The organism is Micromonospora wenchangensis, assembly GCF_002210435.1.
GTDB classification, from domain to species: Bacteria; Actinomycetota; Actinomycetes; order Mycobacteriales; family Micromonosporaceae; genus Micromonospora; species Micromonospora wenchangensis.
Genome location: NZ_MZMV01000018.1, coordinates 1 through 16,708, shown reverse-complemented (window position 1 = coordinate 16,708; position 16,708 = coordinate 1). Strand labels below are relative to the sequence as shown.

Here is a 16,708-nt window from a genome sequence, read left to right as displayed (position 1 = left end):
CCAGCCTGCCACCCGGGGCGCGGCCACGCGACGCGACCCGGCGCGGCGGGCGGCGCGACGTGCCCCGCGACACGCCAATGCGACAGGTGTACGACACGCCGTCACGGGGAGACGGTTCCTCGTCGCTGACAGTAGGCTCGCCCGTGCCCCGCCCCTTCTCGGCCCGGGAGGAACCATGGCGACGGTGACCGGTCCCCGCCGTGCGGCCGGCGCGGACGAGCCCGCCGAGCCCGGTGCCGCCGACGCCGCCGATGCCGGCCTCGACCTGCCGGAGCTGGCCGACGGCGCCTGGATGCACCACGCCACCGCGTTCGCGCACACCAGCTTCCGCGCGGTGGCCCGTCGGCTGCCCCGGCTGGTGCGCGAGGCCGTCGCGTTGGCCTGGGCCACCAGCCGGCGCGACACCCTCGCCGCGATCGGCCTGAACCTCGCCGCCGGGGTGATGACCACCCTCGGCCTGCTCGCCACCACCGGCGTGCTGCGGGAGTTGTTCGCCGCCGGCCCGACGCCGGACCGGGTCCGGGCGGCCCTGCCCGCGCTGGTGCTGGCCGCGGCGGCGGTGGCCGTCAAGGGCACCCTGACCGTCACCGCCGGCTGGGCTCAGGCCCGGCTCATCCCGCAGATCACCTACGCGGTGGAGCTGCGGCTGTTCGAGACCACCACGGCGGTCGAGCTGGCCGCCTTCGACGACGCCGGCTTCGCCGAGGAGATGGACCGGGTCCGCGACCGGGGCACGGCCGAGGCGGCGTCCATCGTCGACCACACGGTCAACCTGATCACCGGGGTGGTGGGCGTGCTGGCCACCGCCGCCGCGGTGACCGTGATCCAGCCGCTGCTGCTGCCGTGCCTGCTGCTCGCCGCGGTGCCGGAGGCGGTCACCGCGGTGAGGATGGCCCGCCGGCAGTACCTGGACATGCTGGCCCGGATCAACAGGCGTCGCCGGATGTGGATGCTGGCCAACCTGATGGCCAACCGGCACACCGCCGCCGAGGTGCGGGCCTACCAGATGCGCGACTTCCTGCTCACCGAGTTCCGCCGGATGATGAGCGCCGAGACGGCCGCGCTGCTGCGGTTGGCCCGTGCGCAGAGCCGGACCCGGGCCGTCGGGATGTCCGTCGGCGGGATCGCCGCCTTCGCGGTGTACGCCGTGCTCGGTGGGCTGCTGCTCACCGGCCTGGTCGCGCTGGCCGCGGCGGCGACCGCCCTGCTCGCCCTCCAGTCCGCCCGCAGCAGCCTGGCCCTCGCCGTCTTCGCCACCAACAACCTCTACGAGGACGCCCTCTACTACCAGGACTACCGGGACTTCCTCGACCGCGCCGAGGGCCGGCCCGCCACCGGGCCGGGCCGGCCCGCCACCGGTTTCGACACCATCGAGCTGGACCGGGTGAGCCTGTGCTACCCGGACACCGACGCCCCGGCCGTCGACGAGGTCAGCCTCACCGTCCGGCGGGGCGAGGTGGTCGCGCTGGTCGGGGAGAACGGCTCCGGCAAGACCACCCTGGCCAAGCTGATCGCCGGTCTCTACCGGCCCACCGGCGGGGTGATCCGCTGGGACGGCGTCGACGTCGCCGAGCTGGACCCGGCGTCGACCGCCGCCCAGGTGGCGGTGATGACCCAGGAGTGGTGGAAGTTCCCGTTCACCGCCGCCCAGAACATCCGCATCGGCCGGTACGACCGGACCCCGGACGCGACCGGGCCCACCGTCGAGGACGCCGCCCGGTCGGCCGCCGCGCACGACATGATCGCCGGGTTGCCGTTCGGCTACGACACCCTGCTGGCCCGGGAGTTCAAGAACGGCCACGACCTCTCCGGCGGGCAGTGGCAGCGGCTGGTGGCCGCGCGGGGCCTCTACCGGGACGCCCGGCTGCTGATCTGCGACGAGCCGTCGGCGGCCCTCGACGCCCGCGCCGAACACGCGCTGTTCCAGCACCTGCGGCGGCGGCCCGACCGGACGGTCGTACTGATCACCCACCGGCTGGCCAACGTCCGGCACGCCGACCAGATCTTCGTGATGGACCGTGGCCGGCTGGTACAGCAGGGCGACCACGACACGCTGATGGCCGCCGACGGGCCGTACCGGGAACTGTTCGCCCTCCAGGCCAGCGGCTACCTCGCGGCGACCGACTGAGCGGCGGCCGGCGACGCCGCCGGCCACTCCCGCCGGCCACTGTCGCCGGCAGGTCGTCGAAAGGTTTCGAGGCCGGGTCCGGCCCGCTTGCCAGCCGTGCTGCCTGTGCTGTTCGGGGCCCTTCCGACCGTGGGCGCACCATGCGCGGCGACGATCGGGGATCGACGTTCGTTGAACTTTCGGAGATGTTTCGATAGCGTCAGCCGGGTAACCCCTCGACCTCTGCGGTGACGGTCGAGCGACGGCACAGGCTGGCGTGGCCTCCGGGCGACCATGCCGCCTCCCCGGGCCGGTCACCGCACTCGGGCGACAGGTCGGGCGGTGCACCCCCTCACCGTCGTGGAAAGGCGTCTGCCATGAACCATGTCTCCGCCCGCGGCCGCGGGCGTCGGACACCAGCGCGGCTGCGTGCCGCCCTGGTCTCGATCGCCAGCGGCGTGGTCGCCGTCGGCACCACCGTCGCCCTCGCCTCCAGCGCCAGCGCCGGCACCACCCTCGGTGCCGCCGCCGCCGAGACGGGCCGCTACTTCGGCACCGCGGTGGCGGTGAACAAGCTCTCCGACTCCGTCTACGTCGGCATCCTGAACCGCGAGTTCAACATGGTGACCGCCGAGAACGAGATGAAGTGGGACGCCACCGAGCCCAACCAGAACCAGTTCAACTACACCAGCGGCGACCGGCTGGTCAGCCACGCCCAGGCCAACGGGATGCGGGTCCGTGGTCACGCGCTGGCCTGGCACCAGCAGCAGCCGGGCTGGGCGCAGAACATGTCCGGCACCGCCCTGCGCAACGCCATGCTCAACCACGTCACCCAGGTCGCCACCCACTACCGGGGCAAGATCTACGCGTGGGACGTGGTGAACGAGGCGTTCGCCGACGGTGGCAGCGGTGGGCGTCGTGACTCGAACCTGCAGCGCACCGGCAACGACTGGATCGAGGCGGCGTTCCGGGCCGCTCGGGCCGCCGACCCGGGCGCGAAGCTCTGCTACAACGACTACAACACCGACGGGCAGAACGCGAAGAGCAACGGCGTGTACGCCATGGTCCAGGACTTCAAGGCCCGGGGCGTGCCGATCGACTGCGTCGGCTTCCAGTCGCACTTCAACAGCCAGTCCCCGGTGCCGTCGGACTACCAGGCGAACCTCCAGCGCTTCGTCAACCTCGGCGTCGAGGTGCAGATCACCGAGCTGGACATCGAGGGCTCCGGCAGCTCCCAGGCCGACAGCTACTCCCGGGTGGTCAGGGCCTGCCTGGCGATCTCCCGCTGCACCGGCATCACCGTCTGGGGCATCCGGGACACCGACTCCTGGCGGGCCAGCGGCACCCCGCTGCTCTTCGACGGCAACGGCAACAAGAAGGCCGCGTACACCTCCACGCTGAACGCGCTCAACGCCGGCGGCACCACCGTCCCGCCGACCACGCCGCCGCCGACCACCACCCCGCCGCCCACGACGACCCCGCCGCCCACCACGACCCCGCCGCCCACGACCACCCCGCCGCCGACGACGACCCCGCCGGCCGGTGACGGCGACTGCACCGCGTCGGTGTCGTTGAACTCCTGGCCCGGCGGTTTCGTGGCCACCGTCAGGGTCACCGCCGGCCCGGCCGGGCTCAACGGGTGGGTGGTCAACCTGACCCTGCCGTCCGGGGCCACCGTCACCAACGCGTGGAGCGCGCAGACCACCGGCAGCTCCGGTGACGTCAGCTTCCGCAACGTCAGCTACAACAGCACCGTCGGTGCGGGGGCCAGCACCGAGTTCGGTTTCCAGGGCACCGGCAACGGTCCCACCGGCACGGCGACCTGCGCCCGCGCCTGACCGGACACCGACCCCACCCCGGCGCGGCGGCGGCGACCGTCGCGCCGGGGTGGTCCGGCCGCCCGCCGCACCCGGGCGGCCGACACCCCGGTCAGACCGCCGTCACCGGATGCCGGACCACCCCGTCGAAGAGGTACCCGAGGTCGTTGACCCCGGCCCGGTCGGGCTGGCCGCGGCCGGTCACGTCCACCGCGCGGGCCCGCAGCGTCCACCGGCCGGCGGCCGGCGGACACCATCGCGTCGACCACCGCTGCCAGGGACCGCCCCGGTCCGCCCCGACCAGGGTGGCCGGTCGCCACCCGTCGCCCGTGTCGACCTCGACCCGGTCGATCGGGCCGGCCCCGGACCAGGACCGGCCGGTCAGGGTGGTCTCGACGCCGGCGGTCAGCCGGGCGTCCCAGGGCAGCTCGAACGCGCTCTTGACCGACTGCGTGTCGGCCGGCCCACCGTCGGCCGGCTGGCCGGGACCGAACATCCGGTAGAGGCTGGTGTTCCACGGCGAGAACAGCGGGGTGGTGGAGACCTCGATCGCGCCGACCCACTTGATCGAGGAGATGCCGATCCAGCCGGGCACCACCACCCGGACCGGGAAGCCGTGGTCCGCCGGCAGCGGCACCCCGTTCATCTCGTACGCCAGCAGCACGTCGTCGAGGGCCTTGCCGACCGGCAGCGGACGGCGGACCCGGCCGAGGTCGACACCCCCGGTGACGTACGGCGGGTCCAGGCCCTCCGGCATCACGTCCACCGCGTCGGCGGTCAACCCGGCGTGCCGCAGGACGGTGGCCAGGGGCACCCCCCGCCACCGGGCCACCCCGACGCCCCCGAGCCGCCACTGCACCCCGGAGACCGGGGTGTCCTGCTGGCTGGCGAAGAAGTGCCGCCCGTTGCCGGCGCACTCCACCAGGGCGGGCAGTTCGACGGCGGGCAGCGCGCGCAGGGTGGCGTAGTCGAACTCGACCGGGGCGTCGCGGGTCGGCCCGCCGCGCAGGCCGTCGCCGTACAGCCGCAGCCGCCAGGTGCCGGCGTCGATGCGCGGGGTGTGGGTGTGGTTGCGCACGAAGAACCTGTCGTTCGGCACCACGTACCCCTGCCCGGCCATCGCCTCCCAGCGCAGCTCGGCGTTGCCGTCCAGCGGGGTGAGCAGCTCGGGGTCGAGCGGCTTGACGATGCCCGGGTCCACCCCGACCGGCTCGGCGGCGAGCGCGACCGGCTCCCGTCCGTCGGCGGCGGCGAGGGCGCTCATCGCCGTGCCCAGGGCGATCAGCTCGGTGCGGGACACCCCGGGGTCCCGGGCCTGGCCGGCCAGCCACTGCCGGGCCCGGCGGGCGTCGTGGTCTGCCTCGTCGTACGACACAACGGTGGACACCGGGGGCTCCTTCGGCTCGGCGGCGGGTAACTCCTATTGAATCAGTAGGAGTTACCCGCCGGGCAGGACCACTGGTCGACCACGGTCGGGGCCATTCGGTCAGATCGCGGCGGCCAGCGTCACCACCCCCGCCGCGACCAGCACCCCGGCCCACAGCCGGTCCACGTTGAACCAGACCCGGCGTAGCACCCCGACCCCCAGCACCCCGTACACCACCACCGCGACGGTCAGCGCGACGGCCAGCATCGCCACGGTGTGCACCCCGGCCGCGAGCAGTCCGGTGAGCGCGCCGGCCGGTGTCGCCGCCAGGTGCCCGGCGTGACCCCCGGCCGGCGGGTCGGCCAGCAGCACCGGCAGCAGCATCAACCCGGCGCCGTGCGCCGACGACATCAGGAACGACCAGCCGGCGACCTGTGCCGTCGACAGCCGCATCCCGGCCCAGCGGAAGTGCCGCCGCGACAACAGCCGCCACAGCCCGAACCCGACCAGCACCGCCCCGCCGGTCACCGTGAGCGTGGTGCTGGTGGTGACCGAGCGGGTGGCGGTGACCAGCGCGGCGACCACCGCCACCGAGGCCAGGTGACCCGCCGCGACCGGAGGCAGCGCGGCCAGCAGCGCCGCCCGGCGACGCTCCTGCAACCCCCGGGCGACCGCGAACAGCCACCCCATCGCCGGGTTCAGCCCGTGGAACGCGCCGAGCGCCGCCACCGCCAGCAGGGTCCGCCCGGTCACGGGAAGCAGTACGAGTCGGAGCTGGCGTCGCCGCCCTGCAACCGGGTCTGGTGCACCCGCAGCCCCCGGAACTGCTCGCCGTGCGGGAAGAACCGCTCGTCCGGGGTGAGCCCGCCGTGTTCCGGGTCGACGTCCAGCTTGGCCAGCCAGGCGCCCACCCCGTCGGGGTAGAACTGGTCGTCCCAGGAGCCGTAGAGCGAGTTGCTGACGTAGACCCGCCGGCCGTCCCGGCTGACCTCCACCATCTGCGGGCCGCCGGCGAGCGGCTCGTCCGGGGCGGCCGGGTGGGCGGCGCGGGCCACGATGCCGCCGAGCCGCACCGAGCCGACCAGCACCGGGTGGAACGGGTCGCTGACGTCGTACCGGCGCAGCTCGCCGGTGCCCCAGCAGGAGACGTAGAGGAACCTGTCGTCCACCGACAGGTCGATGTCGGTGACCAGCGGGGGCACCGCCCCGAACGGCTTGAGCAGGTCGGGCAGGTCCGCCGGGTCGGCCGGCTCGGCGGGGATGTCGATCACCCTGGTCACCGCCCACCCGGCGTCCGCGCCGTCGCCGTCGCGGTGCCACAACCAGACCGACGCCGACAGGTCCTCGACGCTGATCACCACTCCGACGAAGCCGTAGGACCGGGTCGGGTCGTGCGCGGGGCGCAGCTCCAGCGGCATCTGGTACTGGTCGCCGAGGTCTACCCGCTGCACGTGCCGGCGCTTGGCGAGGTCCCAGAAGTGGATCGCGTGGCCGTACTTCCGCCCCAGCAGCAGCTCGCCGACGATGCCGTCCTCGATCATCGACGGGGTGCCCCACTCGCTGGTGACCAGCACGTCCTGGGTGAGGTGCCACCACACGTCGTACGCCAGGAACTGCGGGCCCCGGTCGGCCTCCCAGGCTCCCCGGACGGCGAAGGTGGTGTGGTCGAGCACGGCGATGCCGCCCGGACCCTCGGCGCCGTCGACGCCGCCGAGCGCCGACAGGTAGATGCCGTCGGGGCCGCAGTGCACGGTGTGCGGGCGGGAGTAGCCGGACTTCTCGGCCAGTTCCTGCGCGCCGACCACCTTCACCAGTTGCGGGGCGCGCGGGTCGGGCCGGGTGTCGAACACGTGGATGCGCGACGACCGCAGCCCCGGCACGATCAGGTAGCGCCGCTCGACGTGCGGGTGCGGCGCGGTCGGGCAGAGCGCGCTGCTGCACGCGTTCCAGCCGAAGTGGTGCAGCTCGTCGCCGGTGTGCGGCAGGTCCGTCCAGCCGACGACCCGGCCGTAGTCGGCGGACTCCGGGTCGGTGTCGAGCACGACGATCGCGTCGGGCCGCTGCGCCGTACGGTCGAACGCCGCGACGTAGGCCAGCTTCTCGACGGGCGCGGTGGCCGCCTCGCGGGGGGAGGGGTAGAAACTCGGGTCGGGTGTCCAGCGGGTCATGTCATCTCCGGGGTCAGACGGCGGGTACGCCGAGGCGGTCGAGCAGCCGGCGACGCAACGCGCCGAAGCCGGGCTGGTCGGGGGAGCGGGCGGGCCGCTCGGCGCGGTGGTCGGCGGGGCCGAGGTCGACGGGGATCTCCTCGGCGATGACGCCCCCGTCGAGCAGCAGGATGCGGTCGGCGAGCAGCAGCGCCTCCTCGACGTCGTGGGTGACCAGCAGGGCGGCGAAGCCGTGTTCGGCGCGCAGCCGGCGCAGCAGGGACTGCATCCGCAGCCGGGTCAGCGCGTCGAGCGCCCCGAACGGCTCGTCGAGCAGCAGCAGGTCCGGCTCGCGGACGAGCGCGCGGGCCACCGCGACCCGCTGCGCCTGGCCGCCGGACAGTTCCGCCGGCCAGGCCCGGCGACGGTCGGCCAGGCCGACCTCGGCCAGCGCCCGGTCCACCCGGGCGCGCACGTCGGGACCGGTCAGTCCCAGCGCGACGTTGTCGCCGACCCGTTTCCAGGGCAGCAGCCGGTGCTCCTGGAAGACCACGGCGGCGGTGCCGCGCAACCGGGTCTCGCCGGTGGCGTCGGCGTCCAGGCCGGCGAGGACCCGCAGCAGCGTGCTCTTGCCGGAGCCGCTGCCGCCGAGCAGCGCCACCACCTCACCGGCGGCGATGGTCAGGTCGACCCCGGCGAGCACCGGCCGGCCGTCGAAGGCCCGCCGTACCGCGCGGGCGGTGAGCACCGCCGCCGCGCCGGCTGGGCCGGTCGCCGTACCTGCCGGGCCGGTCTGCCTGACCGGGTCCTCCGCGCCGGTCGTCGCGCCTGCGGGGTCGTCCACCCCGCCGGTCAGGTCGCGCGCAGGCCGCGTCGCCATGTCAGGGTCCTCCTTTCCAGCATCCGCAGGGCGAGGTCGGACAGCAGCCCGAGCAGCGCGTAGATGACCAGGCCGAGCACCACCACGTCGGTCTGGCTGAACTCGCGGGCCTCCATCATCAGGAAACCGACGCCGGTCTGGGCGTTGACCTGCTCGCCGACGACGAGGCTGAGCCAGGCCGCCCCGATCGCCAACCGCAGCCCGAGGAACAGCGACGGCAACGCGCCGGGTAGCACCACGTGCCGCAGCCGCGCGGCCGGCCCCAGGCCACAGGTGCGGGCCGCCTCGACGAGCCGTTCGTCGATGTCCCGGATGCCGGCGTAGGTGTTGAAGTAGATCGGGAAGAACACCCCGAGCGCGACCAGAGTGATCTTCAACGACTCGCCGATCCCCACCCAGATGATCAGCAGCGGGACGAGCCCCAGGTGGGGCAGCATCCGGGCCATCTGCACCGGCGGGTCGACCAGGTCGTCACCGATCCGGAGCAGGCCGGCGGCGGCACCGAGCACCAGCGCCAGCACGCCGCCGAGCAGCAGCCCGATGCCGGCCCGGGTGAGCGAGTCGAGCAGGTGGACGCCGAGGGTGCCGTCGCCGGCCAGCCGTACGCCGGTGGTGAGCACCCGGCTCGGTGCGGGCAGCTTGTCCTCGGCGAGCAGCCCGGCGCGCGCGGCGGCCTCCCACCCGGCGACGAGCAGGACCGGGCTGACCAGTCGCCACCAGCGCCGCCCGGCCCGACGGCGCGGGCCGGCGTCGGGTGGGGCCGGAACGGCGGCCGGTGACGCGGTGACCACCACGGTGGTGCTCACTGGAACACCGCGCTGAACCGGTCGTCCACCCGACCGGCGATGTCGACCGGGCCGGGGACGAGGTCGAGGGTGGTGAAGCCGTCCGCGATGGCCTGGAGTTCGACGCCGACGGCGGGGGTGACCGGGGCCAGCGGGCGGGCGCTGCGGGCCAGCGCCCGGGTGGTGACGTCCAGCGGGATCTTCAGCTCGGGGGCGAGCACGGTGGCGCGTTCGGCCGGGTTGGCGATGCCCCAGTCGGTGACCTTCCGGTACGTGGTGAGGAAGGCGCGGACGTCGTCGGTGCGGTCCCGGACCACCTCGGGGGAGGCCAGCACGTACTCCCGGTTGCTGGCCAGGCCGGTGGCGTCGGCGAGCACCCGCACCCCGGGCTGCTCGGCGAGGGCGAAGTACGGGTCCCAGATGATCCAGGCGTCGACCTGGCCGTTGTCGAACGCCGGCCGTCCCTCGGCCGGCTTGAGGTACCTGACGTTGATGTCCTTGAGCGTCATGTTGTTCGCCGCCAGCAGCCGGACCAGCAGCCAGTGCACGTTGCTGCCCTTGTTCAGCGCCACCGTCCGGCCGCGCAGGTCGGCGAAGGTCTTCAGGCCGCTGCTCTGCTTGACCAGCACCGCCTCGCCCTGCGGGACCGGGGCCGAGGTGCCGATCACCGAGAAGGGGATCCTCGCGGCGGCGGCGAATACCGGGGGTGCCTCGCCGACCTGCCCGATGTCGATCGCGCCGGCCTTGAGCGCCTCGGTCAGGGCCGGGCCGCTCTCGAACAGCGACCACTGCGCGTCGGGGGCGGCGTTGCGGGCCTTGACCAGGCTCAGCCCGCCGAAGCGTTGGTAGCCGATGCGTAGCGGGCCCTTGCCGGCCTGTGCGTCGGCGGCGTCGTCGGCGCAGCCGGTGACCCCGCCGACGGCGACCAGGGACAGGGCGGTGAACAGGGCGGTGGCCAGCCGGCGCAGGCTCCTCGGCGGGGTGGGCATGTCGGCTCCTCGGGAGTGGACGGTGTGCTCGCGACGCCGGAGGTCGGCGGCGGGCAGTAACCTACCAAGCCGATAGGATTTATGGGTAGCCTGTCGTGGTCGTCGTCCCATCCATCAGGAGGACCCCCGATGTCGCTGACCTTCCACTGGTTCCTGCCCACCTACGGCGACAGCCGCGACATCGTCGGCGGCGGCCACGGCGTCGCGGTCGGCACCGCCGGTGGGGCGCGCCCCGCCACCGTCGCCTACCTCGGGCAGATCGCCCGCAGCGCCGAGCAGCTCGGCTTCGTCGGCGCGCTCACCCCGACCGGGGCGTGGTGCGAGGACGCGTGGCTGGCCACCGCCATGCTGGCCGAGGTCACCGAACGGCTGAAGTTCCTGGTCGCGTTCCGCCCCGGGCTGCTCTCACCCACCCTCGCCGCCCAGATGGCCGCCACCTTCCAGCGGCTGACCGGCGGCCGGCTGCTGCTCAACGTGGTCACCGGCGGGGAGTCCGCCGAGCAGCGCGCCTACGGCGACTTCCTCGACAAGGACGCCCGGTACGCCCGCACCGACGAGTTCCTGCACGTCGTGCGGTCACTGTGGCGGGGCGAGACCGTCGACCACGCCGGGGAACACCTGCGCGTCGAGGACGCCCGGCTGGCCCGGCTGCCCGACCCGGTGCCGCCGGTCTACTTCGGCGGCTCGTCCACCGCCGCCGGCCCGGTCGCCGCCCGGCACGCCGACGTCTACCTGACCTGGGGCGAGCCGCCCGCCCAGGTGGCCGGCAAACTCGACCGGATCCGCGCCCTCGCCGCCGACTCCGGCCGGTCGCCGCGGTTCGGCATCCGGCTGCACGTCATCGCCCGGGACACCGCCGAGGCGGCCTGGGCGCAGGCCGGCCGGCTGCTCGACGGCATCGACGAGGCCGACATCCGGGCCGCCCAGGACGGGCTGCGGCGCAGCGAGTCCGAGGGGCAGCGCCGGATGCTGGCCCTGCACGGTGGCAGCCGCGACGGGCTGGAGGTCGCCCCGAACCTCTGGGCCGGGGTGGGTCTGGTCCGGGGCGGGGCCGGCACCGCCCTGGTGGGCAGCCACACCGAGGTCGCCGACCGGATCGCCGAGTACCACGCGCTCGGCATCGACGAGTTCATCCTCTCCGGCCACCCGCACCTGGAGGAGGCGTACTGGTTCGGCGAGGGGGTGCTGCCGATCCTGCGGGCCCGGGGGCTGTGGCGGCACCCGGCCGGTGAGCCGGCCCCCGACCCGACGCCGAGCGTCCCGTTCGCCCCGCAACCCGCCCGGGTCTGACCACGGCGGGCCCGGCACCTGCGGCCGGTCCGCCGGGCGCGGTGGGGTCAGTGCCGGCCGGCGAGGAAGTCGGCCAGCACCCGGGTGTGGGTGGAGAAGGCCAGCTCGACCGGCTCGGTGAGGACCAGCCACTCGGTGGCCTCCTCCGTCAGCGTCGACGGGGGGAGCTGCGCGGCCGGCCGCTCCGGCAGCGCGCCGAAGACCATCATGGTGCCGCCGTGCGGAGCGCCGTGCACCGCGAACAGCCGGGCCCGCTGCGCCTCGTCGACCAGCCCCGTCTCCTCACGCAGCTCCCGCACCAGCGCCTCGGACCACTCCTCGCCGTACTCGACGAAGCCGCCGGGCAGGGCGAGCTGGCCCCGGGCCGGCTCGATGTCCCGGCGTACCACCACCAGGCCGAGCCCGGCGTCGGTCCGCACCGGCAGCAGCGCCACCGCGACCGGCGTCGGGTTGCGCCACACCGTCTGGCCGCAGGCCGCGCAGAGCCGGGGCCAGCCGGCGTCCGGCGGATAGGCCGCCCCGCAGTAGTGACAGTGCGCGTACGGCAGGACGGTCATGCCGCCGCACGTTACCGCCCCCGGGCGACCCCGTTCAGGGCAGGTCCGCCGTCGGCCCGGCGGGCCGCCCGGTGCCGGTCGGCCGGTCGTCGCGCAGGATCTCGCGGGCCTCCATCAGGGCGAAACCGAGCAGGTTGAGCCCACGCCAGCGGGCCGGGTCCTCGGCGCGCGGGTCGTCGGGGGCCAGCCCGACCCCCCACACCCGGTCGACCGGGCTCGCCTCCACCAGCACCCGGTCCCCGGTGCCCAGCAGGTACGCCCGCAGGTCGGCGTGCTGGCCGAACTTGGCCAGGCTGCCGGCCAGCACGACGGCGTACCGCTCGGCCTCCCACACCGCCTGGTCGAACCTGCGGACCTCGCGGCCGACCGCCTTGGCCTGCTGCGGGTGGCCGGCGGCGAGCACCCGCTCCCCGGCCCCGGCGTCGTCGAACAGCAGCGCCTTGCGCCACATCATCCAGTGCTCGGCGGTGGGGAAGTGCCGCCCGTCGACGGTGAACGACGCCGGCCACCACTGGCTCAGGCAGCTGCGGCCCACGCTGCCGTCCCGCTGCGGCCGGTGCCCCCAGAAGCAGAGGTAGCGCACCCGCTGCCCGGCGCGGTGCAGGGCGAGGACGTCTTCGGCGCGGCGCATCGACATGCCGTCCAGTCTGACCGCCGGCACCGACAGCACGCACCCGGGTTTGCGCCGGGCCGGCGACCCGGCGCGACCCGTACCGTCAGGCCGGCGGCGCGCCGGTGTACGCGGCGATGGTGCGGGCGGCGGCGGCCCGGGCGGCCTGCGGTTCGGTGCCGCCGGCGATGTCGGCCTCGGCCCACGCCTCGCCGCTGAGCGTCATGAACCGTCGCCCGTCCGCCGAGCCGATCCACGCGGCGGCCCCGTCGGGGGTGACGCCCCCACCGTCGGCGTCGAGGTGGCTGGCCAGGCCGAGCAGGCCGGAGTCCCAGCCGACGCCGACCGCGCCGGGGCCGTACTCGGTCCACCGGACGTCGTCGACGTGGGCGACGTGCTCCAGGGTGAACCGGGTCCGCTCGTCGCCCTCCGGGGTCAGGCGGACCTCGATCCAGCTGATCTCGTCGCCCATCTCCCAGGTGGCGGCGAAGCCCTTCGGCGGGTCGCAGCGCTGCACCACGCCCCCGGCGTTGCCCTCGAACTGGTAGCGGCCGTGCAGCCGCAGGTCGCCTGAGATCGGCAGGAACCAGCGCGGGATGCGCTCGGCGTTGGTGCAGGCGTCCCAGAGGTCGTCAAGCGTCGTCGGGTACGTCTGGCTGATGGTCAGCACGCGCGCCTCACCCGCTTCGAGGGTGCGGCTGCCCACGGTGCGTCGTACGGCGCTGATCTGCTGGCTGGTCTCGATCATGAGGTGCTCCGGTGCTCGGTCGGGTCGTCCGTCGTGGTGTGCGTCCGCCGTTCGCGCCGACCCCGGGCGATCTCGGTGGCCAGGGCGTCCAGGGCCGGCGTCCAGAACCGGCGGAACCCCTCCAACCACCTGTCGACCTCCCGCAACGGGGCGGGATCGACCGCGTAGAGCCGACGGGCGCCCTGCGGGCGGACCGTGGCGAACCCGTTGTCCCGCAGCACCTTGAGGTGCTGCGAGACGGCGGGCTGGGTGATCCCGAACTCCTCCTGGATCACCGCGCAGACCCCGCCGGCGCTCCGCTCGCCCTGCGCGAGCAGTTCGAGGATGCGCCGGCGCACCGGGTCGCCGAGGACGTCGAAGGCGTGCACGGTCCCCTTTGTATCAGGCATCGCTTATATAAGCAATCAACCAAGTCGAGCGGCGACGGCCGACCGCAGCTCGGGCAGCCGGTCGTGCAGCAGCCCCGGGCACTGGGTGCTGGCGAAGTCCTTGTGGCCGTAGATCTGGCTGGCCGGGATGCCGTACTGCTGGCAGGTGAACGCGCAGAACACCACCAGGCTGTCCCAGAGCGCCTGCGGCGGCTGCACGTCGACGTAGATCCCGTCGTTCTCGATGCCGATGGCCTGGCTGTTCTGCCCCACGCAGTGCGCGCCCTGCACCATCGTCTGGCCGTGCAGCAACGCGTACAGGCTGCCGTGCCGACCCTCGGTGAGCTGGCCGCCCCGGCTGTTGGTGAAGTGCTGCCCGGAGTCGAGCCAGCCGTTGCCGTCCATGTGCAGGTCCTGGATCTCCCGCGAGTTGGCGTACGCGTGGGCCAGGCTGTAGTCGGTCGAGTTCGGGAACGCCGTGTGGTGCACGATGATCTTGTTGGGTCGGCTCGGGACCACGCTCACCGGCGACGACGGAGGCCGGGCCCCCCAGGTGGCACAGTTGGCGATCACCGGCTGGTCGACGCGGCCGAGGGCGGCGGCGGTGGCCGGGGTGCTGCCGGTGGTCGGTGGGGCGGCGACGGCGGCGGGTCCACCGGGCAGGGCCGGCGCGAGCGCCCCGGCGGTGCCGAGCAGGACCGCGCCGCGCAGCACGCTGCGCCGGGACACGGGTACGGACATGGCGGGCTCCTCGGGTGCTCCGGGGGTGGGCGGGGTCAGCACGGGCCGTTGCAGGCCAGCACCCGGAGCCGGTCGAGGGTGCCGTTCCACACGTTCTGGTCGCCCGGGAAGGTGCCCGACGACGCCCACTGCCAGAAGGAGTACGTGGCCCAGCCGGCCGGCAGCGTGCCCACCGTGCCGGCGTACCGGGCGAGCCAGAGCGGGTTGGTGGCGGCGAAGCCGCTGTAGTTGCCGGTGCAGGTGGTCCACCAGTCGGTGGTGGTGTAGATCGTCGCCCAGCGCCCGGTGCGGGCGTAGTACTGGTTGACGAAGGAGGCGATCCAGGTGCGCATCGCGCTCTGGCTCAGCCCGTAGCAGGTCGCGCCGTACGGGTTGTACTCGATGTCGAGCGCGCCGGGCAGCGTCCGGCCGTCCTTCGACCAGCCGCCGCCGTGGTCGACGAAGTAGTTGGCCTGGGTCGCGCCGGTCGTGGTGTCCGGCCGGGCGAAGTGGTACGAACCCCGGATCATCCCGACGTTGTACGACCCGTTGTACTGCTGGGCGAAGTACGGGTTCGTGTAGTACGTGCCCTCGGTGGCCTTCACGTAGGCGAACCGGGCGCCGTTGTTCCAGGCGGCGGACCAGTTGACGTTGCCCTGGTAGCTGGAGACGTCCATGCCGGGCAGGCCGGCCGGGGCGGCGGCGGCCGGGGTGACGACGCCGAGGGTGGCGGCGACCATGGTGGCGGTCGCCAGCAGCGTGCCCGTGAGTGTACGGAGACGGTTCATCTTTCCTCCCTGGGGGAAGCCGCGTGGTTGCGGCGGGAGCGACGAAAGGAACTGTCAGGTATTAGGTCACGACCGGAGATAGTTTTCAATAGATAGAATCAAGATTATCTATCTATGGGTGCCTGTGCCGGTGCCGGTGTCCGGTGTCGTCAGGCGGTGGGACGGGCCAGGACCTCGGCCGCCGCTCGCTCGCCGGCCAGCACCGCGCCCTCCAGGTAACCGGCCCACCGGGTCGCCGTTTCGGTGCCCGCCCAGTGCACCCTCCCCACCGGCCGGCGCAACTCGGGACCGTGGTCCCGCCACGAACCGGGGGTCAGCGCCCCGCAGAAGCAGCCCCGGGTCCACTCGTCGGCCGACCAGTCGTGTTCGACGAGGTCGTCGGGCCCGGCGGCGGCCGGACCGACCAGCTCCACCAGCGCGGCCAGCACCTCGGCCCGTCGCCGCCCCGGGGACAGTCGGCGCAGGTCCCGGGCCTGCCGGCCGTAGCTGAACGCGGTCAGCACTGCGCGGGTCGAACCCGGCGTCGAGTTCTCCACCGTCTCGGTCAACGGCCCGTCGGCCGACGTGGTCACCCCGGACCACCCGTCGGCCCGCCAGAACGGCGTCGGGTAGACCGCGTGCAGTTTCAACGCCGACCCCATCGGCATCCGCTGGGTCAGCGCGTCACGCAGGGCCGGCAGCGCCGGTGCGTACGCGATCCGGCCCGCCAGCGCCGGGGCCACCGCCACCACCACGGCCTCCGCCCGGTACGCCCCCTCGTCGGTGTGCGCCACCACCCCGTGACCGTCCTGGTGGACCGCCCGCACCGGTGCCCCGGACCGTACCGTCCCCGACGGCAGCGCCGCCGCCATCCGCTCCGCCAGCAGGGCCGGCCCACCCACCAGCCGATCCTGCTGGGCGCCCCCGGCCATCCCCAGCAGCGACCCGCTCCCGCCGCCGCTGCGCAGGTAGAACAGCACCTGCAACAGCGACACCTCGTCCGGGTCGACCGCCAGCAACCCGCCGGCGATCAGCCGACCGACGTACCGGGCGGTCACCGGATCGGGTGCAGTGGTGCTCAACCAGCCGCCGAGGGTGAGCCGGTCCCACTCGTCGGCCCGCGCCGCCCGCCACGGCGCCGCCGGGTCCACCCCGGCGGCGAGGTCGTCGAGCAGGTTGACCGTCTGCCGGACCGACTCCGGCGGCGTCTCCCGCAAGCGCCCGTCCCAGCGCACCGCCGGCCGCCCGTGCGCGGCCGACGGGAACGTGGTCAGCCCGTGCTCGGCCACCAGGGCGGCCATCCGGTCCTGGGTCGGGTCGATCCACTGCGCGCCCAGGTCCAGCGCGGTGCCGTCGGCCAACCGCCGGGTCGCCACCCGCCCCCCGACCCGTTCCCGGGCCTCCAGCACCAGCACCCGCGCCCCGCCCCGGCACAACGCCGCCGCCGCGGCGAGCCCGGAGAACCCCGCACCGACCACCACCACCCGCACCCACCGCGCATACCCCGCCCCCGACCCGCTACGCCCAGCCCAGCCCAGCCCAGCCCAGCCCAGCCCA

General features: G+C 74.2%; 16 protein-coding genes. 3 read left to right on the top strand and 13 right to left on the bottom strand.

Going from position 1 to position 16,708, the window contains the following annotated elements; all coding sequences use genetic code 11:
• Window positions 1-175: 175 nt before the first annotated feature.
• Together B5D80_RS13040 and B5D80_RS13035 are read left to right on the top strand one after the other, a co-directional pair.
• On the top strand, window positions 176-2,128 hold the full coding sequence (locus tag B5D80_RS13040; RefSeq protein WP_088644118.1) for an ABC transporter ATP-binding protein: 1,953 nt from the start codon (window positions 176-178) through the stop codon (window positions 2,126-2,128).
• 356 nt (window positions 2,129-2,484) lie between these two features.
• On the top strand, window positions 2,485-3,945 hold the full coding sequence (locus B5D80_RS13035) for a glycoside hydrolase family 10 protein (RefSeq protein WP_088644117.1): 1,461 nt from the start codon (window positions 2,485-2,487) through the stop codon (window positions 3,943-3,945).
• A 91-nt stretch (window positions 3,946-4,036) separates the two neighbouring features.
• Here the strand turns inward: B5D80_RS13035 and B5D80_RS13030 are convergent, their stop codons facing one another.
• From B5D80_RS13030 to B5D80_RS13005, 6 genes are all read right to left on the bottom strand, one after another.
• Window positions 4,037-5,311, bottom strand: coding sequence for a molybdopterin-dependent oxidoreductase (locus tag B5D80_RS13030; protein WP_211291475.1), 1,275 nt, complete (start codon window positions 5,309-5,311; stop codon window positions 4,037-4,039).
• A 99-nt stretch (window positions 5,312-5,410) separates the two neighbouring features.
• The gene (locus B5D80_RS13025; RefSeq protein WP_088644115.1) at window positions 5,411-6,043 is read right to left on the bottom strand and encodes a hypothetical protein; all 633 of its coding nucleotides are present in this window, start codon (window positions 6,041-6,043) and stop codon (window positions 5,411-5,413) included.
• Complete coding sequence (locus B5D80_RS13020; RefSeq protein WP_088644114.1) at window positions 6,040-7,458, bottom strand: selenium-binding family protein; 1,419 nt, start codon at window positions 7,456-7,458, stop codon at window positions 6,040-6,042. The genes B5D80_RS13025 and B5D80_RS13020 overlap by 4 nt, the downstream gene beginning before the upstream one ends.
• 13 nt (window positions 7,459-7,471) lie before the next feature.
• On the bottom strand, window positions 7,472-8,317 hold the full coding sequence (locus tag B5D80_RS13015; protein WP_088644113.1) for an ABC transporter ATP-binding protein: 846 nt from the start codon (window positions 8,315-8,317) through the stop codon (window positions 7,472-7,474).
• Window positions 8,290-9,123, bottom strand: coding sequence for an ABC transporter permease (locus B5D80_RS13010; protein WP_088644112.1), 834 nt, complete (start codon window positions 9,121-9,123; stop codon window positions 8,290-8,292). Before B5D80_RS13010 ends, B5D80_RS13015 begins: the two co-directional genes overlap by 28 nt.
• A complete protein-coding gene (locus tag B5D80_RS13005) occupies window positions 9,120-10,091 on the bottom strand; it encodes an aliphatic sulfonate ABC transporter substrate-binding protein (protein ID WP_088644111.1) in 972 nt (323 codons plus the stop codon). Before B5D80_RS13005 ends, B5D80_RS13010 begins: the two co-directional genes overlap by 4 nt.
• A gap of 129 nt (window positions 10,092-10,220) precedes the next feature.
• Between B5D80_RS13005 and B5D80_RS13000 the strand changes: the two genes are divergently transcribed.
• Window positions 10,221-11,381 (top strand): LLM class flavin-dependent oxidoreductase, encoded by a 1,161-nt coding sequence (locus tag B5D80_RS13000; protein WP_088644110.1) that lies wholly within the window; start codon window positions 10,221-10,223, stop codon window positions 11,379-11,381.
• A gap of 47 nt (window positions 11,382-11,428) precedes the next feature.
• On the opposite strand, the gene B5D80_RS12995 is transcribed toward B5D80_RS13000, so the two are convergent.
• The 7 genes from B5D80_RS12995 to B5D80_RS12965 form a co-directional block, all read right to left on the bottom strand.
• Entirely contained in the window at window positions 11,429-11,938 is a 510-nt protein-coding gene (locus B5D80_RS12995) for an NUDIX domain-containing protein (protein WP_088644109.1), read from the bottom strand.
• 34 nt (window positions 11,939-11,972) lie between these two features.
• Window positions 11,973-12,575: a riboflavin biosynthesis intermediates N-glycosidase gene (locus B5D80_RS12990; protein WP_211291474.1), complete on the bottom strand. Its 603-nt coding sequence runs from the start codon at window positions 12,573-12,575 to the stop codon at window positions 11,973-11,975.
• 79 nt (window positions 12,576-12,654) lie between these two features.
• Window positions 12,655-13,296 (bottom strand): SRPBCC family protein, encoded by a 642-nt coding sequence (locus tag B5D80_RS12985; RefSeq protein WP_088644108.1) that lies wholly within the window; start codon window positions 13,294-13,296, stop codon window positions 12,655-12,657.
• The gene (locus B5D80_RS12980; RefSeq protein ID WP_088644107.1) at window positions 13,293-13,664 is read right to left on the bottom strand and encodes an ArsR/SmtB family transcription factor; all 372 of its coding nucleotides are present in this window, start codon (window positions 13,662-13,664) and stop codon (window positions 13,293-13,295) included. Before B5D80_RS12980 ends, B5D80_RS12985 begins: the two co-directional genes overlap by 4 nt.
• Window positions 13,665-13,700: 36 nt before the next feature.
• A complete protein-coding gene (locus B5D80_RS12975; protein ID WP_088644106.1) occupies window positions 13,701-14,405 on the bottom strand; it encodes a peptidoglycan recognition protein family protein in 705 nt (234 codons plus the stop codon).
• A 35-nt stretch (window positions 14,406-14,440) separates the two neighbouring features.
• Window positions 14,441-15,172, bottom strand: a complete 732-nt coding sequence (locus B5D80_RS12970) for a lysozyme (RefSeq protein WP_088644105.1) — start codon at window positions 15,170-15,172, stop codon at window positions 14,441-14,443.
• A gap of 149 nt (window positions 15,173-15,321) precedes the next feature.
• Window positions 15,322-16,704 carry a flavin monoamine oxidase family protein gene (locus B5D80_RS12965; protein WP_245854525.1) on the bottom strand — a complete coding sequence of 461 codons (1,383 nt, stop codon included), beginning with the start codon at window positions 16,702-16,704 and terminating at the stop codon, window positions 15,322-15,324.
• Between the last annotated feature and the right edge of the window lie 4 nt (window positions 16,705-16,708).

What these genes read in the sequence shown, in the direction of transcription:
- B5D80_RS13020 (WP_088644114.1), bottom strand. Translation starts at nt 7,458, where the DNA reads ATGACCCGCTGGACACCCGACCCGAGTTTCTACCCCTCCCCCCGCGAG.
- B5D80_RS12975 (WP_088644106.1), bottom strand. Translation starts at nt 14,405, where the DNA reads ATGTCCGTACCCGTGTCCCGGCGCAGCGTGCTGCGCGGCGCGGTCCTG.
- B5D80_RS13005 (WP_088644111.1), bottom strand. Translation starts at nt 10,091, where the DNA reads ATGCCCACCCCGCCGAGGAGCCTGCGCCGGCTGGCCACCGCCCTGTTC.
- B5D80_RS12985 (WP_088644108.1), bottom strand. Translation starts at nt 13,296, where the DNA reads ATGATCGAGACCAGCCAGCAGATCAGCGCCGTACGACGCACCGTGGGC.
- B5D80_RS13000 (WP_088644110.1), top strand. Translation starts at nt 10,221, where the DNA reads ATGTCGCTGACCTTCCACTGGTTCCTGCCCACCTACGGCGACAGCCGC.
- B5D80_RS13035 (WP_088644117.1), top strand. Translation starts at nt 2,485, where the DNA reads ATGAACCATGTCTCCGCCCGCGGCCGCGGGCGTCGGACACCAGCGCGG.
- B5D80_RS13015 (WP_088644113.1), bottom strand. Translation starts at nt 8,317, where the DNA reads ATGGCGACGCGGCCTGCGCGCGACCTGACCGGCGGGGTGGACGACCCC.
- B5D80_RS12995 (WP_088644109.1), bottom strand. Translation starts at nt 11,938, where the DNA reads ATGACCGTCCTGCCGTACGCGCACTGTCACTACTGCGGGGCGGCCTAT.
- B5D80_RS12990 (WP_211291474.1), bottom strand. Translation starts at nt 12,575, where the DNA reads ATGTCGATGCGCCGCGCCGAAGACGTCCTCGCCCTGCACCGCGCCGGG.
- B5D80_RS12970 (WP_088644105.1), bottom strand. Translation starts at nt 15,172, where the DNA reads ATGAACCGTCTCCGTACACTCACGGGCACGCTGCTGGCGACCGCCACC.
- B5D80_RS13040 (WP_088644118.1), top strand. Translation starts at nt 176, where the DNA reads ATGGCGACGGTGACCGGTCCCCGCCGTGCGGCCGGCGCGGACGAGCCC.